The organism is Novosphingobium barchaimii LL02 (assembly GCF_001046635.1).
Classification (GTDB): domain Bacteria; phylum Pseudomonadota; class Alphaproteobacteria; order Sphingomonadales; family Sphingomonadaceae; genus Novosphingobium; species Novosphingobium barchaimii.
In genome coordinates, this window is sequence record NZ_KQ130459.1 from 1 (window position 1) to 26,316 (window position 26,316).

Genomic DNA, 26,316 nt, shown 5'->3' on the forward strand with positions numbered 1-26,316 from the left:
GTATGGTTACGTAAGGACATGTAAAGGTAACGACTATTACTGCCACCCCGAGCCCTGAAGCCCCGGGAGCAGGCGCCGTCGCCCACATGTCCCTTCATCTAAAACCTACAATGTCAAAGATCCGCCAGACAAAAAACCCGGACAAACCACCATCCCCCGCTTCTTGCGATTAGGGAGAGAGCTAGCTGCCCGTCCAATGTTGGCGACCGCTGCAAAACCGGGTGGTCCGCTGCGGTGAACAGCCCTCTAAGAGCCACCCGCGATTCGGTCAACACTCAATTTCAAAAAAGTGTCAGACTTCGAGGAAAGCCGAATTTATCCAAATTTTTCAATCTATGGGACCGCAAAGTCTGGCCCGTCCCCCCCGTCGCGGTGGAGCATCATCAACCCTTCGAACGGGCTTTCACAACATCAAGACCTTGAGCGAATTTCAGCATCATCTCGCCGGCTTCACTGGCGCCGACAGCCTGCGAATAAAGGTAGCCCTGACCGAGAACGCACCCCAGCCCCAGCAGCTGGCGAACCTGGGAGCGCTCCTCGATGCCTTCCGCCACAACCCTGATGCCCAGCCTGCGGGCAATGCCGACGATGCCTTCGATTATTGCGGCACTGGGGCCATTGTCGACGATGCTATCCACGAAGGACTTGTCGATCTTGATAATGTCTACCGGCACGCTCATGAGATGGGTGAGCGATGCGTAGCCGGTGCCAAAATCGTCCAGTGCGATTTTGAGGCCTTTTTCCCGTAGCGCGGCCATCGACTGACGCACCACACCGGCATCGTCGTCCATGTAGACCGATTCCGTCACTTCCAGGATGACGTGCTTCAGGGGCACCCGCTCACGCTCGAAATTCTCCGCCAGCACCGAATAAATGCTGCCGTTATGGAAATCGACTGAGGAGACGTTGATGCCGACGTGCTGGAACGGGATGCCCATGTCGAGCCACATCCGCACGTCCCTGGCCACCTGCGCGACGATCTGCCCCGTGAGCGCTGCGGCAACGCTGGCATCCGTGGTCGCATCGTGAAAGGAGGATGCGGGCACCACCCTATCGCCGATGCGCATCCGGCAAAGCGCTTCAAGACCCACGATCTCTCCCGTCTCGAACAGGATGATCGGTTGGTAGAACGGCTCTATCCGTCCTTCGCGCAGAGCCGCATCGACTTCACGAATGGCCGTGAGCCTGCGCGTCATGCGCGTGCCGATGCCCGGCCAATAGCGGACATAGCCGCCGCGCCGGGTTTCCTTGGCGTGATAGAGGGCAAAGTCCGCGTTCTGCCGCACCCGTTCGGCGGTGCGATCTCCGTCCGACAGCACCGCGAGGCCGATTGTCGCACGGGGGCCGACGATCTTGCCGTCGCAATCGGCCGTGGGTACTAATGCTTCGAGATAGGCTTCCACCGTGCGATCGATGTCGCGCAGCGCCGAGCTACTCCTCACGACGACCGCGAATTCATCGCCGCCGATGCGGAAGACCTTGTCGGGAACGGCCGCAGCGGCAAGCCGGTCGCCGACCTCCTTGAGCAGGATGTCACCCGCCTGATGGCCGAACGTGTCGTTCACGACCTTGAGATTGTCCAGATCGACCAGGCACAGAGCCCAGGCGCCGGGGGAGGTACAGTCGAGATCGGGCAGCGCAATGTTGAAGGCCGCACGGTTCGCCAGGCCGGTAAGCGCGTCCGTATAGGCGCGGCGCTCATGCTCCAGCACACGCCGATGGCGATCGAGCGCGATCGCGCACAGGTGGACGCATCGATCGACCATCTCGCGCTCAATGGGCAAGGGCCCTCTTTTCTCGCGGTAGTAGAAGGCGAAAGTCGCGATCGGCCGATCGTGCGCGCCGAAAACCGGGCTGGACCAGCACGCCTTCAGGCCCAGCGGCAGCACGAGGTTTTTGAAATCGTGCCAACGCGGATCTGTCGCCACGTCCTGCACGGCGACTTCCCCCCCTAGCCAGGCCGCGGTTCCGCAGGAGCCTGCATTCGGTCCGATCACCATCCCATCGATCATCGCCGAATATTCGGCCGGTAGACTGGGCGCGGCGAGCGAGCGCAGGCAGCCGTGCGAATCCACCCTCAGCACGGAACAGATCGCATCCGGGACGATCCGCTCCACTTCCAGGCACAGACGGTTGATGGTGTCGGCCAGCGACTCCCCTTTTGCTATCATCTCCAGAATTGTGTTTTGAAGGTCGATCACTCGGCATCCCATTCGCTGACCCGCAGGTCTACAGCTATACTGGGTTGCGGTGATTAATGTTCCTTTGATCAAGGTACAGTTATTAGAACCGAACCGGTTTGAATAGGGTCCATTCAGATCCGTATCGGCGCCTGTATTGGCGATATGAGCAGTTGTGTTCAGTCCGGGACGTGTAGGCGGGCAAAGCCGCCTTCGGTCGATCGGTTCAGCATTTCGCGGTAGGCAGTGAAATACGGCATGTCCGGGCTGACGAGCCCGAGTTGCGCCTCTTCCCCTTCGCCCAGCTTGCCAAGAGCGAGCGGCGCGGAAGCAGGAACCAACTGCGAGCCGTGGCCCACTTCCAGCGTGGTGAGGATGCCGAACAGGCCACCGTCGATGGTCGGTCGCGAGAGGATGGCGAGGCGGTATTGCCCCTGCTCGTTGGTGATCAGATAGATGTGGCCGGAAAGGTTGGGCATCGAAACCTGCCCGGCCTGTTCAAAGCGGACGTCGGAGCGGCCCGATTCCGCGAAACACAGGCATGCCTTCTCGGGCACCCAGCGGATCGTGGTGAGATAGGCGAAAAGGCTTCCCGGCGTGCCGAAGCTGGGCCGCACGGTAAGGTAGCGCCCTTCTAGCCAGGTCACGGCCGAACGGGAGTAGGCGCCCATCGCCTCGGGCGCGACGTCGCCGCCGCTCGGCGTCGGCGCTGCAGAGCTGGCGCGCAGGCTAACGCCCAGCGCTTCCTCTATACGAAGCAGCGTGGCCAGCGTGAAGGGGCGCTTGCCGGCCAGAGCCTTCTCCAGCGTGGAGAGGCTGATCCGCGCCATGTCAGCCAGCGCCTGGCGCGAGATGCGGCGCCGTGCAATCTCCTCACGCACGCGGCGACCCGTCTCCATCCCTTCCGCGGATGTGGCGTCGGCTTCGGATGCATCTTCGGGCGTCATCTTGATGGACATCGTCATTGCGCCTATTTGCGCACAAATGCGGACATTCCGTCAACACCTGCGTTATTGTGCGTCTTCCCGCACACGGCGAGGCGGGAACAGGCAGAAACTGCTCGTGGCTGTACGCATGGCCCTGCGCATAGAGGGGTGGCTCCCGATCTTCGATGGAGCCCAGCCATGCCGCATTCCTTCGCTTTCCGCACTTGCCTGATCCCCGCCGCCGTGCTGGCTCTGGGTATGCCTGTCACTTTGACCGTCCACCCTACAGCCGCCCTCGCCGCGGATGATGCAGGGGACGAACCCGCGCCTGACGATGGCCCCGCCGCCGGCACCCTGATGCTGCGCGGCCAGGGCATTACCCAGGCCCTGCCCGCTGTCCGGCTTGGTACCGACATGGAAGTGAACGTCACCGGGCAGGTGGCCCGCGTGCGCGTCACCCAGGCGTTTCGCAACACCTCGGACAAGTGGATGGAGGCCAGCTACCTGTATCCGCTGTCGCAGGACGGGGCGGTGGATTCACTGAAGATGGTAGTGGGCCAGCGCGTGATCATAGGCCGTATCCAGCCGCGTGAAAAAGCCCGCGCCGTTTACGAGCAGGCCAAGGCCAGCGGACGCAAGGCCGGGCTGGTCGAACAGCAACGGCCCAACATGTTCTCCACCATGGTCGCCAATGTCGGCCCTGGCGAGACGGTGCTGATCGCGATCGAGTACCAGGCCCCGGTCTCCCAGGCCAACGGCACGTTTTCGCTGCGGCTGCCGCTGGTTGTGGGGCCGCGCTACACGCCGCCCCATACACTGCTTTCGGATGCTGCCGTGGCGGATGCGAATGCGTTGACGGCCGCGCCGGTGCTCGATCCGACGCTGGGTGCAAAATTGAAAGGCGGCCTCAACCCCACCTCGATAGTGGTGCGTCTTGCGCCCGGGTTCGATGTCGCCAACCTCATCAGCCGCTATCACCGCGTCAATGTGTCCGGCGCACAGAACGACCGCACCGTTCGGCTGGCCGATGCCACCGTCCCCGCCGACCGCGACTTCGTGCTGGAATGGCGCTCCGCCTCGGCTGACCCCACACTGGGCCTGTTCGCCCAGCACACCGCCAGGGGGGATTACGTGATGGCTTCGGTGACGCCGCCTGCCGACCTGTCCGCCCTGCCCACGCCGCCGCGCGAAATGGTTTTCGTGATCGACAACAGCGGGTCGATGGGCGGAGATTCGATGGACGAGGCAAAGGCCAGCCTGATCCACGCCTTGGGCTCACTGCGCCCGCAGGACCATTTCAACGTGATCCGTTTCGATGACACCATGACCCGCCTGTTCGAGCACAGCGTCGCCGCCACGCCCGATCAGGTCGCACTGGCGCGCCGCTTTGCCGGATCGCTCGAAGCGCAGGGCGGCACCGAGATGCTTCCCGCCTTGCGTGCCGCTTTGGCCGATGCCGGCAGCGGCGGCGGCAGCGATCCTGACGTTCTGCGCCAGATCGTGTTCCTGACCGACGGCGAAATCTCGAACGAACGCGAGATGATGGCCGCCATCGGCGCCGACGGCGGACGCAGCCATGTCTTCATGGTCGGCATCGGTTCGGCTCCCAACGACTATCTGATGGAGCGCATGTCCACCATCGGCGGCGGCGTCTACACCCATGTCGGCGCGCCGGGCGAAGTGGCGGCGAAGATGATGCCGCTGCTCGACGTACTGAGCCATCCGGCCGTGCGCGACCTGTCGGTGAGGGTGGAGGGCGGATCACTGGACCTGACACCTTCGCGCCTGCCCGATGTCTACGCAGGCCGCCCGTTGGTGCTGGTGGGCCGCAGCGATCACCTTGCCGGCACGTTGACGGTCAGCGGCAGGATCGGCGGCAAGCTGTGGGAACGGCGGGTAGACCTGGCCTCCGCCCTGCCCAGCCCGGCCGTGGAGAAGCTGTGGGCCAGTCGCCGCATCACCGACATCGAGGCGGACCGCGCGCTTGGCAAGATGGACGACACCGCGGCAGACGCCGAAGTCGAACGGGTGGGTATGGAAAACGGGATTGTCACTGGCCGGACCAGCCTTGTCGCCGTGGATGAAACGCCCTCGCGCCCCGCAGGCGCCCGCCTGACCCGCGAGGAACTGCCGATCAACCTTCCCGCCGGCTGGGATTTTGACAGCCTGTTCGGACAGGCCGCACAGCGGGCCGCAGGCGGGGAAGGATCGGGCGATCTTGCCGCCATGCAGGCGCAGGCGCTGGAACTCCCGCAAACCGCCACCGGCTTCCTCGGCGTGATCGGCAAGGGCTGTGCGCTGCTGCTGGCGGGCCTTGCCGGGCTGGCCGTGCTGATGCGCCGGAGGGCAGCGTGATCCTGCTCCCGCGTATCAGGGAGGCCGCGCAAAAACGCGGCCTCCGCGTTATCCTGCTGTCCGCGCTATGCCTTGCCGGCGTGGCCGATATCGGGCGCGGTCTTTACGTTCCGGCCAAAGCGGTGGCCGCCCAGTTCCTGCTGGAACGCGCCTTCACGCGCAGCCTTGCCGACCAAAGGCCGCGCAGGCCTTGGCCGTGGGCGGACATGACACCGCTCGCCCGGCTTTCTGTGCAGCGGCTTGGCGTGACGCGCATGGTTCTGGATAGCGGGTCGGGGCAGGCGCTGGCGTTCGGGCCCACGCTGCTACCTGGCGGTGCGGCGCCGGGCCAGCCGGGCACTACCATTATCGCCGCCCACCGCGACACGCATTTTCGCTTCCTGCGCGAACTGCACCAAGGCGATGTCGTGACCCTGGAAACCCGCACCGGGCTGAAACGCCGTTACCGGGTGACCGGCACGGACGTGGTGCGCTGGGACCGCTACGCCGTGCCCGACAGCGCCTCAGGCGAACGACTGGATCTGACGACATGCTTTCCCTTCGACGCCATCCGGCGCGGCCCCTGGCGCTATGTGGTGCATGCGCAGGTCATTGCTTGACCCGCGCAGTTCGCGCAGGAAGCGGGCCGATGATCTCCTGCTGATGATGACGCTTGCGATTTGAGAATCTCGACCATATGAACGCGGCATTCGTGCATCGGCCATAAGCCGTCCGCACGGGTAAAGATCGCGTCGGTTCCCCGAAAGGGGATTAAAACGGGAATGCGGTGCGGGTGGTTCTCCATCTAAATCCGCAGCTGTCCCTGCAACTGTAAGTGGCGAGCGCGATATACATGTGCGGACGGCATAGCGCCGAGCCGCCAGCCACTGGGCCGGACGCTGTAACATGCGAGGCCTGGGAAGGCCGTATATCAAGCGATGACCCATGAGCCAGGAGACCTGCCGGCGTCTGGTCGCTCTTGCCTTGGTCCAGGGGATGGCCGCGGCACGGTGAACTCCGTCTGAGCGACGAACGAGCGGCTGGGGCCGCATCGGTTTCGTGTGTCGGCCGCCCCTGGCGTCCGGGCGATGCGCGGCGCCGACCGTTCGTGAACGGCACGCCCCGGCCCAACGTCGATTGACGCCGACGGGGGAAGATCATGACCAATTTCGCATCGGCCGCGCTTGCGGCCTTCACTCTAGTTGCGCCCAATTTCGCGGCCGGTTCGGCCCTTGCCCAGCAAGCCCCGAGCGAGGCGGAGGGCGACGTGATCATCGTCACCGGCATCGTCGACCAGCTTCGACTGAACACCAAAACGGACAGCGCCAGCCGCCTCAACCTTACCCCGCTGGAGACGCCGGCCAGCATCGAGACGCTGGACGGCGACGCCATCCGCCTGCGCGGAGACCTGACGATCCAGGACGCTGCCGCCCGCGCGACCGGCATCGTCAACACGTCCGGCGTGTTCGGCTACGGCCTGTCCGCGCGCGGCTTCACCGGCCAGAACTCGGTGATGACGCTGTATGACGGGATGCGCATGTACAACAACACGCTGACCTTCCCGGCAGACCCGTGGATGGCGCAGAGCGTGGAAATCCTGCGCGGCCCGGCCTCGGTCCTCTACGGCGAAGGCGCGATCGGCGGCGCGGTGAACGTGACGCGCCGCCAGCCCGGCGATACGCTGGAGATCGGCGGGCGCGCCGGCGTGGCCTCCTTCGGAACCTACTCCATCGCGGCAGGCGCGGGCGGCCCGGTCAACGATCTGGTCGGTTTCCGCGCCGATGCCAGCTATCGCCGTTCGGACGGCTGGATGGACCGGGGCGACAGCAGCGCGCTGGCGCTTTCAGGCGCGGTCCGCCTGAAGCCCGCCCCGGACCTCAGCATCACCCTGTCCCACGATTTCAGCACGCAGAAGCCGCGCACATGGTTCGGCGTACCGCTGGTGAACGGCAAGCTCGACAAGTCGATCCGCCGCAACAACTACAACGTCACCGACGCGAACCTGCGCTTTCGCGACAACTGGAGCCAGGCGAAGCTGGAATGGTCGCCGTCCAAGGCGATCACCATTCGCAGCACGTTCTACCACCTATGGGCGAACAAGTATTGGAACAACGCAGAGAACGTGACCTACGTCCCCGCAACCGCAACCAGCCCGGCGAAGATCCGCCAGTCCAGCTTTCTGGAACTCTACCACATCCAGAAGCAGACCGGGAACCGCACCACCGCCAATATCGCGCACGATCTGGGCGGGCTGGAGAACCAACTGGTGGTCGGCTTCGACGTGAACCGCATCAGCTACAAGAACGTCAGCAATTCGGGCAATAACCAGACCCGGCTGATCGATGTGGTCGATCCCATGCCCGGCCTGTTCATCGACCAGGCCAGCGCGCCGACCAAGCCGCGCTATACCAACAAGATCCGCCAGTATTCGATCTTCGCCGAAGACCGGCTGAAGTTCAGCGACCAGTTCTCGCTGGTCGGCGGTTTGCGCTATGACCGGCCGGAAATCACCAAGACCGATTACGTCAACGCCGCCAACAACTTCACCGGCACCCCGGACGCGGTGACCTGGCGGGTGGGCGCGGTTTACAACCCCATCCCGACCCTGTCGCTTTACGGACAGTACGCGACGGCAGCCGATCCGGTCGGCGCGCTGGTTTCGACCAGCCTTGCCCAGAGCAGCTTCGACCTTTCGACCGGGCGGCAGTACGAAGTGGGCATCAAGCACATCTTCTGGGGCGGGAAGGGTCAGTTCACACTGGCCGCCTATGACATCGTCAAGAAGAAGCTGCTGACGTCCGATCCGCTGATCCCGACGATTCAGGTCCAGGTCGGCCAGCAATCGTCCCGGGGCGTAGAGGCATCACTGTCGCTGGAGCCGGTGGAGCGGGTAAGCATCAGCCTCAACGGCGCGGTGCTGCGCGCCCGTTATGATGACTTCGCCGAATCCGTTGGGGGCGTGCTGTTCCAGCGTGCCGGCAACCGGCCGACCAATGTCGCGACGAAGACCGCAAATGCCTTCGTGAGCTGGGAATTCCTGGACGGCTGGATCGTCGACGGCGGCGTCAGCCATGTCGGCAAGCGTTATCAGGATGCTGCCAATACCCGCGTCATTCCCGCTTATACGCTGACCGACATCGGCCTGCGCTGGCAGTTCGTCGAGGCCGCGAGCGTCGCCCTGCGCCTGCGCAACGTCTTCGACGAAACTTATGTACGGGCCACTTACGGCACCTCGCAGTGGGTACTGGGCGATCCGCGCGCGGTGGAGGCCAGCCTCAATGTCGGCTTCTGACAGCGCACCTGTCGTAACCGGGGGCGCGCCGCACGCGCGCCTCCATCCCGGACCACGGCCCAGGCAGCCGCTGTCCACTGCCGCATGGCGCGCGGCGCGGCGGTGGCTTTACTTCTTCCACCGCTGGACCGGCATTGCGCTCTGCGTCCTGTTCGCCGTCTGGTTCGTGTCGGGCGTGGTGATGATGTACGTGCCCTTCCCAAGCTTCCGCGCGCCCGAACGGATTGCCGGCGCACCGCCGATCGACTGGGCGCGGGTCCGGGTAAGCCCGGAGACGGCGCTGGCTACCCTGAACGAAGCGACCTTCCCTTCCGAAATGCGAATTGGCATGACCGCTGGTGAGCCGGTCTATCGCTTCGTCACCAAAGAACGTCGCCGCGCGGTGTCTGCCGTGACCGGCCGTGAGATCCTGTCCGTCGACGCGGACCGGGCCGGGACGATCGCCTCTACCCTTGTCGGGGCCCCGGTGGAGGCAGTCACCCCGGTCGATAACGACCAGTGGGTGGTCACCGGCGCCTACAAGAAAATGGCACCGTTCTGGCGGGTGAGAATGGCCGACATCGCCGCGACTGACATCTACGTGGCGCAGAAGACCGGCGAGATAGTCCAGAACACCACGGCGCATGAACGTCTCTGGAACTGGCTGGGCGCGGTGCCGCACTGGATCTACTTCACAGCCCTGCGCCTCCATCAGGAACCATGGCGCCAGACAGTGCTGTGGACCTCGGGCATCGGCATGGTGGGCGCTGTCGCGGGCGTCTGGATCGGGCTGATGCGCGTGCGGTTGTCGAAGCGGTATAAGTCAGGCTCCGTCAGCCCCTATCGCGGGTGGATGAAATGGCATCATGTCACCGGCCTTGTCGGCGGGCTGGCCGTCATCACCTGGGTCTTCAGCGGCTGGATGTCGATGAGCCCCTGGGGCGGCCAGCGCGATGCGGATCACGGCATCGCCGAGCGCTATTCCAGCAACAGGCAGGGCTTCGCGCCTACCGATCTCGCTGCCCTGAAAAGCGAAGCGCACGGCGCGCGGGAGGTGACTTTCGCCTATCTCGGCGCAAAGCCCGTGATGATCGCGCTGGGCGGGGTGCGGGACAAGGTACTTATGGACGGCGCCACCGCCCGTCCGCTGGCTCTGCCCACCAGCCGGATCGAGGCGATCGCCCGTGCAGCCGTGACTGATGGCAAACTGGTGTCCGTGCATCGGCTCACTTCCTACGATCGCTACTGGTACACCACCGGCGATCCGCGCAGCGATGCCCGGCCGCTTCCCGTGCTGCGGCTGGTCTTCGACGATCCCGCCAACACATGGCTGCACATCGACCCGGCAACCGGGATATTGCTGGGCAGGATGGGATCGGGCAGCCGTAGCTATCGCTGGCTGTTCGCGGCGCTCCACAGCTTTGACCTGCCGTGGCTGCTGACATGGCGACCGCTGCGCGACGGCCTGATGTGGGTGCTTTCCGCTGCGGGACTGGCCATTTCCGTCACCGGCATAGTCGTCGGCTGGCGGCATCTGCGGCCAGCAAAACGCAGGCGTGCAAAGCCGGGATAGCCGCGCCCCGCAATCTCGTTTTCAGGGCGAAATCCGATTGCTACCGCGTCACCGAACCCGCAGAACCGCTTGATCGGGCACTAAGCGGATTCGGTTGATGCGTTCCTGGATTTTAGGCGTAACTGCGGGAGTCGCCCTTGGCTTCCTGACCTTTCACACCCTTGCCGCAGCCGTGACTCTTGCCGGCATCTGCGGATTTGTGTCCCATGCCGTTTCCACGGAATCTGCCGCGCGCAGGAAGCGCCGCGCGAACGATGGATCATCGCCATCGGACAACGGCGGCGAGGTTTCATATGAAAATGACAATCACGATTGGTCTTCCGACTCCTTCTCCTTCGACGGCGGCGGAGATGGGGGCGGGGGAGATGGCGGGGGCGGCGGCGACTGAGTTCGGGCACGAACCGCGCCCGTCACAGGGCTCCCATCGTTCCCTCCGCCGCAGACGATAACGGCGCTCTAACAATCGCTTCCGCCGGAAGCGGCGGCGTTCCCACACGGACCGGACATGCACTTTGCCGCGCATTTACGGAATGGCAACTCCCCTGCGCCCGTTCCTCAGAGCATACAATGGAATATTGCGGCCAAGCCGCAAGCAAGGACCGGATGCAACGCCTGGCAGCCATTTCCCGGAACTTTGGCAAATTGTCTATTGCATCCCGTGACGGTTGAGATACACATTTTTGATGTAACCGTTACCATCTGCTAATGACAGGGCGTTTACGGCATCTCTCTCTTTCGTTGGCCAAGCAGAAAGAGGAGATCGCCTGATACTAATGTAATGCATTTCAGGATATGCGCGGGGAGCGCGACAACCATGAGGGGTACCATGCTTCAGTCTCCAATCTCGACCTTCGCAGTTGCAGTGGCGATCGCCGCCGCCGGCATCGCCGCGCCCGCCATGGCGCAGGATGCAGGCGCAGAAAGTTCGTCCGGCCAGTTCGGCGACATCGTCGTCACCGCTGAAAAGCGTGAGAGCACCGCGCAGAAGACCCCGATCGCGATGACCATCGCCACTGGCGAGGAGCTGACGAAGAACGGCGTCAGCGACGTCAACAGCCTGGTCAATATCGCGCCCACGCTGGGCATCGCCCAGAACAACCAGAACACGATCATCACCATTCGCGGCGTCTCCAGCCGCGACTACACCGAGACCGGCAACCCCGCCGTCGCGGTCAGCATCGACAACTTCTACCTCCAGAACGGCACCGCGCTGAATGTCGGCTTCTTCGACCTGGAGCGTATCGAAGTGCTGCGCGGCCCGCAGGGCACGCTGTACGGCCGCAACGCCACCGCCGGCGCGATCAACATCTCCACCGCCAAGCCGACCGACAAGCTCGAAGGCTCGATGGCGCTTGAATACGGGTACAAGAACGCCCTGATCGCGGAAGGCATGCTGAACGTACCCGTCAGCGATTCCATCAAGGTACGCGGCGCCTTCTCGGTCCACCAGCGTGACGCCTACCGCAACAACGGTTCGTTGTCCGATGGCGGACTGGTCCGCAAGGGAGGCAACGATGACGTCAGCCAGGCCGCGCGCCTGCATGTTGCCTACGATTCGGGTTCGCCCTTCACTGCGCTTGTTACCGGCGAATATACCCACGTCGGCGGCGTCGGCGCGGTCATCAAGGGCATCCCCTACAGCGATGTCGTCGACGGCAAGCTGAAGCTGGGCAGCGATCGCAACTGGGCGCTCAACACCCAGGGCTTCATCGATCTCACCATTAAGAACGTGCGCGCCAACCTGAACTACGACTTCGGACCTGTCACGCTGTCGTACTTCGGCGGTTACCGCACGCAGGACATCAGCCGCCAGAACGACCAGGACGGCGGCACCAGCGCCGGCTTTGCCTTCCCGACCGACGGCACCACCAAGACCCAGAACCACGAACTGCGCCTTGGCACCAACGGCACCGGTCCATTCGGCTTCCAGGTCGGCTTGTACTACTTCAGCGACCACAACGATTCGCTGACCAACTTCCAGATCCTGGGCGGCGCCGCGCCGATCAACTTCTACACCTTCGACTATGTGACGGATGCCAAGTCCTACGCCGGGTTCGGCCAGGCCTATTACGAAATCACGCCTGACCTGAAGGTCGAGGCAGGCGCCCGTTACACCCGCGAAAAGAAGAACCAAGTCGGCTTCAGCGACGTTGCCGGCACCTATACCGACGTTGACGCCAGCTACACCGGCAACAAGGACACCTACCACCTGGGCGTCAACTGGCAGGCCACGCCGGACAATCTCGTCTATGCAAAGTACGATACCGGCTTCAAGGCAGGCGGCTTCCAGAACGGCTACACCTATGGCCCTGAAAGCATCACGGCTTACGAAGCGGGCATCAAGAACCGCTTCCTGGGCAGCACGCTGCAGGTCAACCTGAGCGGCTTCCTCTACGACTACACCGACCTTCAGGTACAGCAGAACGACCCCGTCACGGCCGTATCGCGCGTGTTCAACGCCGGCCGCGCCCGCATCTACGGCGGCGAGCTGGAAACCAGCTGGCTGCCCACCACGCTGGACAAGGTGGATTTCACCGTCGCCTACCTCCACGCCCGTTACCGGGACTTCAACAACAACGGCGTACAGTATGCCGGCAACACCTTGCCCCAGGCGCCGTCGTGGTCTCTGTCGGGCGGTGTCAGCCATGACTTCCTGATCGGCAACGGCAAGCTCACCGCGCGCGCGCAGAGCCGCTACCAGTCGAAGTCGTTCTTCAGCTTCCGCAACATCGGCACGGAAATGCAGAAAGGCTACACCAAGACCGACCTCATGCTGACTTACGTGCCCAACGAGGCTTCGGGCTTCGAGATCTTGGCCTATGTGCGCAACATCGAGAACTCGGTCATCCTGACCACTTCGGAAGAAGCCGCTTACGCCGGCGGTTACCTTGTGCAGTTCGGCGATCCGCGCACTTACGGCGCGCGCGTGACCTACCACTTCTGACGATACGGGAAAGGCGGGCTCGGCATGGCCCGCCTTTTTCCTTGCAAGGGATCCAGTCCTACGGGACCGGATCCCTTTTTCATGTCTACGCCCGGCCCTGCCGGCATTCTCCCGAACCGAAAAAGAGCTAGACCGTTGCCTGCCGACCACCTCGACACGGCCGAGGGTAAGCACCGCCTTTTCGTCCTCAGCGACATTGGCAATGAGCCGGACGACCAGATGTCACTGGTGAGCCTGCGGCTCTATCCGAACGAGATCAACATCGAAGGGCTGGTCGCCATCGCTTCAACCTTGTAGAAATCGTCACTCATCCTGAGAAGATCCGCACATCCGGCACCGGCGATTTTCAGGGAGTAACTTAGATCGATTATGGAATTCTCTCTTTTCAGCTGATGGCGCAGAGAAACTAACGTGCTGCATTAATCGCCTATGAAAAGCATTTCATTGCCAGTTTCGGGTAACTTGTTCGATCCCGCTGCCCGTATCTGACGGCGAGGAACAGCGGCATGCCATCTTACGCGGCTCATAAATGTAACGATTACATGAAGAAACCGTCGGCACCACGTCTGCCCGAAATCAGTCCGACCGCCCCTGCCAACCCGGCAGGACATACCGTGCAATAGCCGCCGCGACGCCGTCCTCATCAGCGCTACCAGTGATGTGCATGGCCCGCGACTTCACCGCATCGCTGGCCTGCCCCATTGCGATCGACATGCCTGCCCGCGCGAACATCGGCAGGTCGTTTATCTGATCCCCGATCACCGCCACGGCACCAAGAGGTAGGGCGAAAGCCGCCGCCAACCGCGAAATGCCGTCGCCCTTGTTCGCCCCGGCGGCGGTGATATCGAGGTAATAGGGCTGCGAACGGGCAACCGTGGCGCGCGATCCCGCCAAGGCTGCTGCTTCACTTTCAAGCCGCGCGATAATGGCGTGGTCGTCGCTGACACCGACAATCTTGTCGACCCGCGCCAATCGCCCCCGAAAATCTGCGGTAAGAATCGGCTCGATCCCGGCGGATTTCACCTCCCGCTCGGTGTGCGGGTCAGACGCGTCGGTTGAAAACCACTGCCCGTCTGCAAAGACCCAACAGGTAATTCCGGCCCCTACGACAAGCCCGATAACAGCCTCGGCGACGTCCCGTTCCAAGCTGCGATGCTCGATGACGGTGCCGTCGCGGTCGAACAGCGTGCCGCCATTGAAGGCACCGAACGGCCCGGAAAGGCCAAGCTGGCGGGCGATCCACAGGATACCTGATGGCGGTCGGGCGCTGATGAGGCTCATTGGCATCCCCGCCTCGGTGAGCGATTTCACCGCTGCGACCGTCGCCGACGCCAAGCTTTTGTCAGAGCGGACCAAAGTTCCGTCGATATCGGATATGAACAGCTTGACCGAGATGGATGACGAGCGCTCCTGCCGCGCGGCGCCGTCTTGCCTGTCATCGCTCATTGCCGAATCTCCATAAGGCCACCGACCGGACATAGCGCAACTGCGCATCCCACTAATCCGGAGAAGCCATCGGAATCGGCCATCCAAGCGGCTTAGTGAGCCGGTTCTCGGTCCTTGGCCAGATTGAACGGTCTTCGGAAAGGCTTTCCAACAGCCCTACCGGAGCAGGCTGATCCCGACCCCCGAAAACCGGAGCCGGCCGTCCGCCGAAAGGGCGGTGCCAACCATGCTCGAGGCAGCGAAGTCCGAAGGTAATTCTGGCTGGAGTGGTCCTGCTGGGCACGCCGCTGAAGGGCAGCCCGCCCAGCCCGCACGCTCGCGGTGAAGCCAAACGCCTGCCTCTTGAACTGTCCCTGCCCGCGCAAGTATGGCGGATACGGCCATGCCGAGGACGGCAAAGCCTCGTCCTTCGACCCCGCAGCGGGCGGCGCAGGGCCACTGCTCATCACCTGACGAAGGACCAGCGGACCAACTACCCTCGGTCATTTTCGCTGCGTACTGTTATCAGCCGCGCTGGCGCTTGAGCACGCGCTCCGCCCAAAGTCCGAAGGCGACGCCGATTGTCGCCCACAGCAACAGTTGCGTCGCGATGGAGGCAACGCGGAAATTCCACAGGAGGGTTGCCGGGAAGTCGGCCGGCACTTCGTCTATGGTCGGCAGCAGGAACTGCCCCACCCCGACGATCACCGCGTAAGCGCCAAGCGCCAGCAGCGTTGCATCGAAGCCGCGCCCCGACCTGCTCGCCAATGCCGCGCGGACCTTGCCTGCGATGGCCGCTGCGCCCAGCGACAGGGCTATCATCGCGAAGTACGCGGCGGTGCGTAGGCCCACAGTCTCATGCTTGCCTACCGCAGGCGGCGTTTGCGGATACTTGATCGCAGGCACGACCACCACCAGCACGAACACTAGTCCCGCCATCAGCAGCGCCAGGCTGCGTGGTCCGATCGCCGCAAACCGGCCGTAGCCATAGGCGAAGACGATGGCGAAAATTCCGCCCACCGCAGCCCCGTAAAGCGCCAGCGCCGTGAGCAGCCCAGCGCCCTTCTGGGTAGAGCGGCTGACCACCTCTTCTTCAGGTTCGCTGACGATCGATCCACCGCCATGGGGCGCGCTCATGTGATGCGCGGAATGCGATTGCTCCACCCCGATAGCGAGATCGATCTGCGGTTCGGCAAAGGCACGCGCGAAAAGCGTGGCGAGCAGGGCCGCGAGAATGCCGGCCAGCATTCCGCGCCACAACAGGTCCTTGGTCACCGAAAGATCAGTGGCAGGGGAAGCCGAGGAGATGGCGGCCGTCATGCACGAATTCGTGCACGTAAGTGCCCTGGAACAGCGCGAAGGCGCCCTGCTCGGTGCTGACGAAGTAGAGGAAGATCAGCGCCAGCAGCGTGCCGAGCACAGCCCAGGGGGCGATCTCTTCTACGGGAATGGCAGCGCCGCCCTGTACGGGGATGAAGCTGTCGTCGAACAAACCGGCAGTCGTAGCCATGTCACGCTCCTTCAGGGGATTTCGCGTCCCGGGGAATTCTTCAGCTTCTGGGATGAAGGTCTGGCTCTCGACGCCGGGGCATGGCGTCGATTACAGTGGCGCGACCGCGCCGGACTCAAACCGGCTTCCTCATCCCGAAGGCCGCCGCCATCTAGGGCGCGCAAGGCTGCCGCGTCAACGAAGAGTTGGAAAATTCCCCGTGGCGACATCGCTCCTGCTGCTGTGCGCGGCCTCCACGAAGCTGAGCCGGAGCGGCGGCTTTCCCTGCCCCGCCGACCCGCTTGACAAACCCGGCGTAAAAGCAGCCGCCGCCTGCCAGTTGCCCGCGCGGTACATAGCGGGACTGCGGTGCGGTCCCTCGCATGCGGCCCGCGAAACGGCAGCGGCGATGGGTCTGACGGCGCGGATCGACCCCGCGCTGGCGGATATCGATCACGGCCACTGGACAGGCTGCGCGTTCGACGAAATCGCCCCGGATGCCCTCGCCTCGTGGCTTGCGGACCCAGCTGGCGGCGCCCCCGGCGGCGAAACGATGGCGCAGGTGCAGGCGCGCATCGGGGCATGGCTGGACGATATCGCCGCCGCGCCCGGCGCCGTCTGCGCGGTGACTCACTCCATGACGATCCGCGCCGCACTGGCCCATGCGCTTGATCTGCCGCTGCCCGCTACCCTTGCCATCGACCTCGCGCCGCTTTCGCGCACCATGCTGTCGTTCAACGGCCGGTGGCGGCTGCAATCGCTGATCCCCAACTGAACGCTTGCCAGCCCATACGCCCGTCGGTATCCGCTGTGAGGTTCCGTGAAAGCCCGCAAGGGTCAAGCGGGCAATGATCGCGCCGGTGCCTCGCAAGAGGCTTAAAACGGGAAGGCGGTGCGGGCTTCACGGCCCAATTCCGCTGCTGTCCCTGCAACTGTAAGCGGTGAGCGCGATGCACATCGCCTGTCCCCCAGCGGGGACGGGCAGCCACTGGGCCGGACGCTGAAACATGCGAGGCCTGGGAAGGCCGTGCATCGAGCGGTGACCCGCGAGCCAGGAGACCTGCCGGCGTCTGGTCGCTCTTGCCTTGGCCCAGGGGATGGCCGCGGCACGGTGAACTCCGTCTGAGCGACGACTGTTTCATGCGGCCGGGGCCGCATCGGCGCGCCTGCGCGCGTGCCGGACCGTTCGATCGCGCGCGTCGATCCAGCGGTGCGTCCCGCCGCGTCGATTGTCGTGAGCGCGCGGGAGAAGACCATTTGAGCAAAGTGCCGACCACCGTCATCACCGGCTTCCTGGGCGCGGGCAAGACCACGCTCATCCGCCATCTGCTGCAGAACGCGAAGGGCCGCCGCCTCGCGCTTATCATCAACGAGTTCGGCGACGTCGGCGTCGACGGCGAACTGGTGAAGGGCTGCAACGACGAAGCCTGCCCCGAAGACGACATCGTCGAACTGGCCAACGGCTGCATCTGCTGCACCGTTGCCGACGATTTCCTGCCCACCATGATGAAGCTGCTGGAACGGCCCAACCCGCCCGAGCACATCATCATCGAAACTTCCGGCCTGGCCCTGCCCAAGCCGCTGGTGAAGGCGTTCCAGTGGCCCGACATCCGCACCCGCGCAACGGTGGACGGCGTGGTCGCCCTGATCGACGCGGATGCGGTGGCAGCTGGCCGCTTCGCCACCGACGAGGTCGCGCTGGCCGCAGCCCGCGCCGCCGATCCCACGCTGGATCACGATTCGCCGCTTGAGGAGCTGTTCGAAGAGCAGCTGGCCTGCGCCGACATGGTCGTCCTCAACAAGACCGACCTCGTCGATGCGGACGGCCTTGCCCGCGTCGAAGCGCTGGTGCTGGCGGAAACCCGCCCCGGCGTGAAAATCGTGCGCGCGGACCACGGCGCCGTAGACATCGCCGCCCTGCTGGGCATCACCGCCGCCGCCGAGGACGACCTCGACAGCCGCAGGTCGCACATCGACGGGCTGGACGAAAGCCACGACCATGATGACTTCGACAGCTTCGTGGCCCAGGGTGGCGACGTGGCAGACCTGGACGCACTGCTCGCCCGCATGGCCGCGCTGATCGCCCAGCACGACGTGCTGCGCATCAAGGGCATGGTCGCCGTCGCCGGCAAGCCCGGCCGCCTGATCGTGCAGGCCGTCGGCCCGCGCATCCAGCACTTCTACGACCGTGCCTGGGGCAGCGCCGAGCCGCGCCGTACCCAGCTTGTGGTGATCGGCCAGAAGGGCCTCGACCGCGCCGCAATCGAGGCCGGGCTGACCGATGTTCTCGGTGCCGTTCCAGCCTGATGCACCTGCTTTCCGCCACTCCGGGAACCATCTCCAACGGCGATGAGGCGATCGACCTCGACCAGCCGCCCGGCGACATCGTGATCCTGACGGTGGCGGACAGCGAACTGGCGTGCTTCGCCAAGGCAGCGGCGCAGTTGCCGCAAGGCGCCGCCGGCGGCGCCCCCAGCGTGCGCCTCGCCAACCTGCTGCAGCTGAAGCACCCCTATTCGATCGACCTCTATGTCGAGAAGGTGATCGCCCCCGCCAAATTCGTCTGCGTGATCCTGCTGGGCGGTAAAAGCTACTGGCCTTACGGCATCGACGAGATCGCCCTGATCGCCCGCGAACGCGGCATCGCCTTCGCCGCCATCGCGGACGGGCGCGAGGACGATCCCGCGCTGGACCGTGCCTGCACCCTGCCTGCCGCTCAGGTCGAGCATTTGCGCGACTACCTGCGCCAGGGCGGCACCGCGAACGCGCTGTCGTTCCTGCGCACCGCGGCGCGGGTAATCGGCCATGACTGCGGCACGCCCGACGATCCCGTGCCCGTCGCCGATGCCGGGCTGTACCTCTCCGGCGTAGAGCGCCCCGGCCTCGCCGACCTGCGCGCCCGCTGGACGCCCGGCGCTCCCACCGCGCTGCTGGTGTTCTACCGCGCGCTGATGATAGCGGGCACGCTGGACGCGGTGGACGCGATGGTGGCGGACCTGCAATCACGCGGACTGAATGTCGCCGCCGTCCATGTGCGCGCTTTACGCGAACCCTTTGCCATCGACTGGCTGCGCGGGCTGATGGACGAGATCGCTCCCGACGTCATCGTCAACGCCACCAGCTTCGCGTCCTCCTCCTCGGGCGAGCCGCGCACCCCCGGCGTGCTGGAACGCGCCGACTGCCCGATCCTGCAGGTCGCCTTCGCCGGGGTGGAGGAAGCCGACTGGCTGGCCGCCGCGCGCGGCCTTGGCCCGCGCGACCTTGCCATGAACGTGGCCCTGCCCGAGGTCGACGGGCGCATCTTCACCCGCGCCGTCGCCTTCAAGGCCGCGCAGCACTTTGACGAAGTGACCCAGTGCGGCATCGTCGTGCCCCGCGTCGCGCCCAGCCGCGTGGCCTTCGTCGCCCGCCTCGCCGCCAACTGGGCGCACCTGCGCCGCACTGCGCCCGCGAAACGCCGCGTGGCCTTGATCCTCGCCAACTATCCCAACCGCGATGGGCGGATCGGCAACGGCGTCGGCCTCGACACCCCCGCCAGCGCCGCTTCGATACTCGCAGCCTTGCGCGGTGCGGGCTACGACGTCGGCGCGGCCCCGCAGAACGGCGCGGGCCTGATGGCGCTGATGACCGGCGGCGTGACCAACGACCTGACCTCGCTGGACCGCCCCGGTGAGATAGCTCTGCCCCTCACCGACTACCACGCCGCCTTCGCGTCCGTGCCTGAAACCGCGCGCGGCCTGATGCTGGACCGCTGGGGCGCGCCCGAGGCCGACCCATTCGTGAAGGACGGCGCGTTCCGCCTGCCCGTACACCGCTTCGGCAATGTCGCCCTCGCGGTTCAACCGGCGCGCGGCTACAATATCGATCCCAAGGCCAGCTACCACGACCCGGCCCTGCCCCCGCCGCACGCCTACCTTGCCTTCCACATCTGGCTGGAGCACCATTTCGGCGCGCAGGCGCTGGTCCATGTCGGCAAGCACGGCAATCTGGAATGGCTGCCCGGCAAGGCCATCTCGCTATCGGAAGACTGCTTCCCCGAGATTTGCGCCGGGCCGCTGCCGCAGCTCTACCCCTTCATCGTCAACGATCCCGGCGAGGGCACGCAGGCCAAGCGCCGCATCTCCGCCGTCGTGATCGACCACCTGACGCCCCCCCTTACCCGCGCCGAAAGCTATGGTCCGCTCAAGCACCTCGAAGCGCTGGTCGACGAGTACTACCTTGCCGCCGGCATGGACCCGCGCCGTCTGGAGCGATTGCGACGCGACATCCTCGATCTTGCGCGCGGTCAGGGGCTGGATCAGGACGCCGGGGCGCTGGGCGACGATGACGATGCGCTTTCAGCCATCGACAACTACTTGTGCGAACTGAAGGAACTGCAGATCCGCGACGGGCTGCACGTCTTTGGCCACTCGCCGCAAGGGCGGCTACGGCGCGACCTGCTGGTTGCGCTGGCCCGGACCCCGCGCGGGTATGACAAGCCGGGGCAGGCGTCCCTGCTGCGCGCGATGGCGCAGGATTTTGGGTTTGCGTTCGATCCGCTCGACTGCCGGATGGGCGATGCCTGGGCTGGGACGCGCCCAGCGGTGCTGGAGGCGGTGTCGGCCGATCCGTGGCGCACCTTGGGCGATACGGTAGAGCGGCTTGAGCTGCTGGCGGCGGCTTGGATAGAGGCCCTTGAACCGGGCCGCGACGCTTTCCCATCCCCCCGCCGTCACCCTGAACTTGTTTCAGGGTCCATCTCTCCGCCCGCACCGACGGCTGATGGCCACACATGGACCCTGAAACAAGCTCAGGGTGACGAAGCGGGGGTTGGTGAGGTGGGGGCAAAGACCGCCGCTGTCCTTGCCGAGATCGCAACCAATCTCGCCCCCCGCGTAGACCGCTGCGGTGATGCCGAAACGCAGGCCCTCCTTGCCGGACTCGAAGGCCGGTTCGTCCTGCCCGGCCCCTCCGGCGCCCCTACAAGAGGCCGCCCCGACGTGCTGCCCACGGGGCGCAATTTCTATTCGGTGGACACCCGCGCCGTGCCCACCGCCGTCGCGTGGGACCTGGGCTACAAGTCCGCGCAGCTCCTCGTCGAGGACTACCTCCAGCGCGAGGGCGAGTACCCCAAGGCCATGGCGCTTTCCGCCTGGGGCACCGCCAACATGCGCACCGGCGGCGACGACATCGCGCAGGCCCTCGCGCTGATGGGCGTGCGCCCGCGCTGGGAGTGGACCTCCGGCCGCGTCACCGGCTTCGAGATGATGACGGTGGTGGAACTGGGCCGCCCGCGCGTGGACGTGACCTTGCGCGTCTCGGGCTTTTTCCGCGATGCCTTCCCCGAACAGATCGACCTGATCGACAGCGCCGCGCGCGCGGTGATGGCGCTGGAGGAACCCGAAGGCGACAACCCCGCAGCGGAGCGCCGCCGCGCCGAACTGGCCGCTCTGGTCGAAGCCGGCGAGGACGCGGCCACCGCCGCCCGCCGCACCGGAGCGCGCGTTTTCGGATCGAAGCCGGGCGCGTATGGCGCCGGCCTTCAGGCCATGATCGACGAGAAAATCTGGCACGAACGCGCCGATCTCGCGAGCGTGTACCTCGACTGGGGCAGCTATGCCTACGGCGCGGGCGTGGAAGGCGAGGCCGAGCGCGAGTTGTTCGCCGCGCGCCTCACCCAGACCGACGCCGTGGTCCAGAACCAGGACAACCGCGAACACGACCTGCTCGACAGCGATGATTACTACCAGTTCGAGGGCGGCATCGCCTCCGCCGTGGAGCACCTGAAAGGCCGCAAGGTGATCTCGTATCACAACGACCACTCGCGCCCCGAACGCCCTGTCGTCCGCACGCTGGAGGACGAGATCGGCCGCGTGGTGCGGGCGCGCGTCACCAATCCCAAATGGATCGCAGGCGTGATGCGCCACGGCTACAAGGGCGCGTTCGAGATCGCCGCCTCGGTCGATTACCTGTTCGCTTTCGCCGCCACGACCCATGCGGTGAAGGACCACCACTTCGACGCCGTCCACGCCGCCTTCATCGAGGACGAGGCTGTCCGCGACTTCATGGCGCAGGCCAACCCGGCGGCTTTACGCGAAACCGCCGCCCGCCTCGCCGAAGCGCTGGAGCGCGGATTGTGGAAACCCAGATCAAACAGCGCGGGCGTCCTGCTCGCCGAAATTCCAGGAGCTTGAAATGGCTGAACGCACCGACGAACGCCACGCCGAGAAAATGAAGAAGAAACAGGCCGCCCACGACAAGATCCTCGCCGGCAAGACCGTCGAGAAGGGCCTGCTGATCGTCAACACCGGCAAGGGCAAAGGCAAGACCACCGCCGCGCTGGGCATGGTGGTGCGCGCCATTGGCCACGGCAAGAAGGTCGGCGTCGTGCAGTTCGTGAAGGGCGCGATGACGACCGGCGAAACCGCCGTGTTCGCCGCTTTCCCGGACAATGTGGAATTCAAGGCCATGGGCGAAGGCTTCACCTGGAACACCCAGGACCGTGCCCGCGACATCCTGCTTGCCCGCGAAGCATGGGACGAAGTGAAGCGCATGATCGCCGACCCCGCCTACGACATGGTGCTGGCGGACGAGTTGAACATCGTCCTGCGCTACGACTACCTGCCGCTGGACGAAGTGCTGGAAGTGCTGACCGCACGGGCCGATATGAAGCACGTCATCGTGACAGGCCGCAACGCTCCTGACGCGCTGATCGAGCACGCCGATCTCGTCACCGAGATGACGCTGGTGAAGCACCCCTACCGCGAACAGGCCGTCAAGGCGCAGCCCGGCATCGAGTTCTAGGAGCAGCCTCTCCTTGTCCCTGCCTCCGCGCTTCACCCCGGAATTTCACGAAGACCTCAGCGCGCTGCTGGCATGGCGGCGCGACGTGCGGCGCTTCCGGCGCGGCCCGGTGGCCGAGGATGTCGTGGCGCAATTGCTGGCCACCGCGCAGCTCGCCCCGTCAGTCGGCAATTCGCAGCCGTGGCGCTTCGTGCGGGTCCGCTCGCCCGGTCTGCGCGAGGCGCTCATCCGCCATGTCGACGGCGAGGCGGCGCGCGCGGGGGAGGCCATGCCCGATCCCGAACGCCGCGCCGCCTACGGGGCGCTGAAACTCCACGGCCTTGACCACGCGCCCGAAGTGATCGCCGTGTTCTGCGACGATGCGACCGACATCGGCGGCGGCCTCGGCGCGGCAACGATGCCGCAGACACGGGAATGGTCGGTGGTAATGGCGATCCATACCCTGTGGCTCGCCGCGCGGGCAAACGGGCTGGGGCTGGGCTGGGTGTCCATCGCCGATCCTGATACGGTGACGGCGCTGTCGGACGTACCGCAGGGCTGGCGTTTCATCGCCCTGCTCTGCCTCGGCGAACCCGAGGAACCGCATATCGTGCCCGAACTGGAACGTCTCGGCTGGCAGGCCCGCCTGGACGGGGGCGCGAATGTCAGCGAGCGCTGACTTTCTGCGACAGGGCACGGGCCGCTTTTACATAGGCCGGGCCGCCGCAGACCGTCCATGCCTGCGGAATGCCGATGCGCGGGATACCGTCCAGCACCGGGTGGTGCATCATCTCGGTGCCCTGATCTACGACCTTGTCTGTCGCGGTATCGACGATCAGAAAATCCGGCCGGGCGGCCGCCATTTCCTCCAGACTTATCTGCGAAAGCGACGGCTTGCCCAGCTTTCCGGCAAGGTTCACCAGCCCCACTCGCGTCATCAAGTCGTCGATCAGGGTGCCGGTGCCGGTCATGTAGCCCCGCCGCTGGTAGTACGCGGCCACCTTACCGCCGCCCGTTTTCGGCAGGCCCGCAAGATCGCGCTTCATGCGCGCGATCAGCGCCTCACCGCGTTCGGGATGGCCCACCGCCTGTGCCACTTCGCGGATCGAGGCCAGGATCGCGGGGTAACTGTTGGGCGACTTGATATCGAGCGCGGGGTACTTGCGCGATTTGAGTACGGCGATGGCCGGGCTGCGCCGCGCGGGCATCCCGATCACGAGGTCCGGATTGATCGCCATCATCTCCTCGGCGGAGCCAAGCAGCACTGGCAGGCCCCTCACCGTATCGGCAGCGGCGGACAACTGCGGGTCGGCGGCATTGCGGGTGAGACCGGCGATCTGCACCCGGTCTGCCAGCGCCAGCACGAGTTGATCCGCACACAAATTGAGCGAGACGATCCTGTGTGGCGCGGCTCTTGTATGCTGGGCTGCGGGCGCGGAACTGCTCCACGCAGCCGCTGCGCCAAGACCCACGGCCAAAGCACAAACCGCAAGCTTGCCAGAACGAAGATAAGCCGTAAGCGCCATGTCAGCGCATCCATAGCAACACGACCCCGGGACACAAGCGTGACGGGGAACCGATCCAATTCGAGGTATTCGTGGCTCAAGACGTCCTGTCATCCCAGCGCCACCCGGCGTTGATCCCGCTTCTGCTCGCCGGTGTGCTGGTCATGGGCCTGGCTTCCGTGAACCTTGGCCCGGTGCCGCTGTCGCCGGCGCGCATCCTGGCCGCGTTTACCGGCCACGGCGACGAAATCGCGCAGGCAATCCTGTTCCAGCTTCGCCTGCCGCGCACTCTGGTGGCGCTGCTGGTAGGGGCGACGCTTGGCCTTACAGGCGCCGTGCTGCAGGGCTATCTACGCAACCCGCTGGCCGAGCCTTCCGTGCTGGGTGCCTCGAACGCATCGGCGCTGGGGGCGGTGGCGGCGATATACTTCGGCGTGGCGGACTGGCACCCCGCGCTGCTTCCCCTGCTCTCGATCGCATCGGGCCTGATCGCGCTGATGCTGCTGTTTGCGCTGGCGGGGCGTTCGGAAAGCCCGCTGACGCTGATCCTTGCCGGCATTGCCGTCTCGACGCTGGCGGGGGCCGGGATCAGCCTTGCACTGAACCTTTCGCCCAACCCCTTCGCGGCGATGGAGATCATGGCCTGGCTGCTCGGCTCGATCGAGAACCGGACGATGGAGCATGTCTGGATTGCCCTGCCCTGCGTGATGCTGGGTATGGCCCTGCTGCTCTACGACCCGCGCGCGCTGGATGCACTGTCGCTGGGCGAGGATGGCGCGCGCTCGCTGGGCGTCGACCTTTCGCGCACCCGCATCAGGCTGCTTCTGGGCGTGGCGATCGGGGTGGGCGGCGCGGTGGCGGTGTCCGGCTCGATCGGCTTCGTCGGCCTTATAGTTCCGCATCTGATACGACCGCTAACCGACCGCAGCCCCTCCGCCCTGCTGCTGCCCTCGCTGCTGGGCGGCGCGATCCTGCTGACAGGCGCCGACATTCTGGTGCGCCTGATCCCGACCGCCAGTGAGCTGAAGCTGGGCGTGGTGACAGCCTTCCTCGGCGTCCCGGTCTTCCTTGTCCACCTGCTCCGGGAGCGCCGCCTGTGGTGACGATTTCGATCAGGGGAATTTCCGCCGACCTTGGCCGCCGCGCGGTCCTAACTGGCCTTAGTGCCACGCTAAGGCCGGGAACGCTGACCGGGATCATCGGCCCCAACGGAGCGGGCAAGTCGACGCTGGTGCGCGCACTGCTGGGCCTGGTGCCCACGCTGCGCGGTTTGATCGAAATCGACGGGCGGGATCTGAAGACGCTGTCCCAGCGCGATCTGGCACGCACCATTGCTTATTTACCGCAAGGACAGACATTGCACTGGCCCCTCAGTGTCGAGCGGCTCGTTGCGCTGGGCCGCCTGCCGCATCTTGGCCCGATGTCGCGCGTCTCCAGAGAAGACCGCGAAGCAGTGCTGGAAGCCATGGCCCGCGCCGACGTGGCGCATCTGGCCAGCCGCATCGCGACCGAGCTTTCGGGCGGTGAGCGGGCACGAGTGATGCTGGCGCGCGCGCTGGCAGTGGGCGCGCAGGGTCTGGTGGTGGACGAACCGCTGGCCTCGCTCGATCCCGGCCACCAAATTGACGTGATGGAACTGCTGGCCCGCGAGGCCCGCAGCGGAGCGCTCGTCGTCGCGGTACTGCACGACCTGACGATGGCGGCGCGCTACTGCGACCGCCTGCTGTTGATCGAGCGCGGGATGCTGGTGGCCGAGGGCACCCCGGCGCAAGTGCTCACCGCAGAGCGGCTGCGCACAGTCTACGGTGTTACCGGGCATATCGATATCGGCGGCGCAGCACCCGTTGTCGTCCCAACCGGGCGCTGGCGGGAGCCTCAGGCGGAAGCGGAATGACCCTCCCTTCACG

Annotated in this window: 19 protein-coding genes and 2 riboswitches; of the genes, 13 read left to right on the top strand and 6 right to left on the bottom strand. The window is 65.3% G+C overall.

What is annotated here, in order from left to right:
* Positions 1-383: 383 nt before the first annotated feature.
* Both V474_RS21745 and V474_RS21750 read right to left on the bottom strand, forming a co-directional pair.
* Positions 384-2,171, bottom strand: coding sequence for a putative bifunctional diguanylate cyclase/phosphodiesterase (locus V474_RS21745; protein ID WP_236711384.1), 1,788 nt, complete (start codon positions 2,169-2,171; stop codon positions 384-386).
* Between the two features lie 188 nt (positions 2,172-2,359).
* Positions 2,360-3,139, bottom strand: coding sequence for a helix-turn-helix domain-containing protein (locus tag V474_RS21750; RefSeq protein WP_236711385.1), 780 nt, complete (start codon positions 3,137-3,139; stop codon positions 2,360-2,362).
* 165 nt (positions 3,140-3,304) lie between these two features.
* On the opposite strand from V474_RS21750, the gene V474_RS21755 reads away from it, so the two are divergent.
* The 6 genes from V474_RS21755 to V474_RS26340 all read left to right on the top strand — a co-directional run bounded on the left by V474_RS21755 (position 3,305) and on the right by V474_RS26340 (position 13,525).
* Positions 3,305-5,461: a marine proteobacterial sortase target protein gene (locus V474_RS21755; RefSeq protein ID WP_059153329.1), complete on the top strand. Its 2,157-nt coding sequence runs from the start codon at positions 3,305-3,307 to the stop codon at positions 5,459-5,461.
* The gene (locus V474_RS21760; RefSeq protein ID WP_082699949.1) at positions 5,458-6,060 is read left to right on the top strand and encodes a class GN sortase; all 603 of its coding nucleotides are present in this window, start codon (positions 5,458-5,460) and stop codon (positions 6,058-6,060) included. Before V474_RS21755 ends, V474_RS21760 begins: the two co-directional genes overlap by 4 nt.
* 116 nt (positions 6,061-6,176) lie before the next feature.
* Positions 6,177-6,421, top strand: a riboswitch (cobalamin riboswitch).
* A 178-nt stretch (positions 6,422-6,599) separates the two neighbouring features.
* Positions 6,600-8,732 (top strand): TonB-dependent receptor, encoded by a 2,133-nt coding sequence (locus V474_RS21765; protein WP_059153330.1) that lies wholly within the window; start codon positions 6,600-6,602, stop codon positions 8,730-8,732.
* Positions 8,719-10,284, top strand: a complete 1,566-nt coding sequence (locus tag V474_RS21770) for a PepSY domain-containing protein (protein WP_059153331.1) — start codon at positions 8,719-8,721, stop codon at positions 10,282-10,284. Before V474_RS21765 ends, V474_RS21770 begins: the two co-directional genes overlap by 14 nt.
* Positions 10,285-11,110: 826 nt before the next feature.
* A complete protein-coding gene (locus V474_RS21780; RefSeq protein ID WP_059153333.1) occupies positions 11,111-13,228 on the top strand; it encodes a TonB-dependent receptor in 2,118 nt (705 codons plus the stop codon).
* A gap of 135 nt (positions 13,229-13,363) precedes the next feature.
* On the top strand, positions 13,364-13,525 hold the full coding sequence (locus tag V474_RS26340) for a nucleoside hydrolase-like domain-containing protein (protein WP_169795123.1): 162 nt from the start codon (positions 13,364-13,366) through the stop codon (positions 13,523-13,525).
* 279 nt (positions 13,526-13,804) lie between these two features.
* Here V474_RS26340 and V474_RS21785 read toward each other — a convergent pair whose 3' ends face one another.
* The 3 genes from V474_RS21785 to V474_RS21795 all read right to left on the bottom strand — a co-directional run bounded on the left by V474_RS21785 (position 13,805) and on the right by V474_RS21795 (position 16,163).
* Positions 13,805-14,674 carry a Cof-type HAD-IIB family hydrolase gene (locus tag V474_RS21785; protein WP_059153334.1) on the bottom strand — a complete coding sequence of 290 codons (870 nt, stop codon included), beginning with the start codon at positions 14,672-14,674 and terminating at the stop codon, positions 13,805-13,807.
* A 504-nt stretch (positions 14,675-15,178) separates the two neighbouring features.
* Positions 15,179-15,973 (bottom strand): CbtA family protein, encoded by a 795-nt coding sequence (locus tag V474_RS21790; protein WP_059153335.1) that lies wholly within the window; start codon positions 15,971-15,973, stop codon positions 15,179-15,181.
* Positions 15,936-16,163 carry a CbtB domain-containing protein gene (locus V474_RS21795; protein ID WP_201786085.1) on the bottom strand — a complete coding sequence of 76 codons (228 nt, stop codon included), beginning with the start codon at positions 16,161-16,163 and terminating at the stop codon, positions 15,936-15,938. Before V474_RS21795 ends, V474_RS21790 begins: the two co-directional genes overlap by 38 nt.
* Positions 16,164-16,362: 199 nt before the next feature.
* Between V474_RS21795 and V474_RS21800 the strand changes: the two genes are divergently transcribed.
* From V474_RS21800 to bluB, 5 genes are all read left to right on the top strand, one after another.
* A complete protein-coding gene (locus V474_RS21800; protein ID WP_059153336.1) occupies positions 16,363-16,917 on the top strand; it encodes a histidine phosphatase family protein in 555 nt (184 codons plus the stop codon).
* Between the two features lie 71 nt (positions 16,918-16,988).
* Positions 16,989-17,224: riboswitch (cobalamin riboswitch) on the top strand.
* Between the two features lie 175 nt (positions 17,225-17,399).
* Positions 17,400-18,449, top strand: coding sequence for a cobalamin biosynthesis protein CobW (cobW, locus tag V474_RS21805; RefSeq protein WP_059153337.1), 1,050 nt, complete (start codon positions 17,400-17,402; stop codon positions 18,447-18,449).
* Positions 18,449-22,315 (top strand): cobaltochelatase subunit CobN, encoded by a 3,867-nt coding sequence (gene cobN, locus V474_RS21810; RefSeq protein WP_059153338.1) that lies wholly within the window; start codon positions 18,449-18,451, stop codon positions 22,313-22,315. The genes cobW and cobN overlap by 1 nt, the downstream gene beginning before the upstream one ends.
* A 1-nt stretch (position 22,316) precedes the next feature.
* A complete protein-coding gene (cobO, locus tag V474_RS21815) occupies positions 22,317-22,925 on the top strand; it encodes a cob(I)yrinic acid a,c-diamide adenosyltransferase (protein ID WP_059153339.1) in 609 nt (202 codons plus the stop codon).
* Between the two features lie 13 nt (positions 22,926-22,938).
* Positions 22,939-23,583, top strand: coding sequence for a 5,6-dimethylbenzimidazole synthase (gene bluB, locus V474_RS21820; protein WP_148649509.1), 645 nt, complete (start codon positions 22,939-22,941; stop codon positions 23,581-23,583).
* Here bluB and V474_RS21825 read toward each other — a convergent pair.
* Positions 23,570-24,430, bottom strand: coding sequence for an ABC transporter substrate-binding protein (locus V474_RS21825; RefSeq protein ID WP_059153340.1), 861 nt, complete (start codon positions 24,428-24,430; stop codon positions 23,570-23,572). The genes bluB and V474_RS21825 overlap by 14 nt on opposite strands.
* An 86-nt stretch (positions 24,431-24,516) precedes the next feature.
* On the opposite strand from V474_RS21825, the gene V474_RS21830 reads away from it, so the two are divergent.
* Positions 24,517-25,512, top strand: a complete 996-nt coding sequence (locus V474_RS21830) for a FecCD family ABC transporter permease (RefSeq protein WP_059153425.1) — start codon at positions 24,517-24,519, stop codon at positions 25,510-25,512.
* Positions 25,506-26,303, top strand: a complete 798-nt coding sequence (locus tag V474_RS21835) for an ABC transporter ATP-binding protein (RefSeq protein ID WP_059153341.1) — start codon at positions 25,506-25,508, stop codon at positions 26,301-26,303. Before V474_RS21830 ends, V474_RS21835 begins: the two co-directional genes overlap by 7 nt.
* The last annotated feature ends 13 nt before the right edge of the window (positions 26,304-26,316 follow it).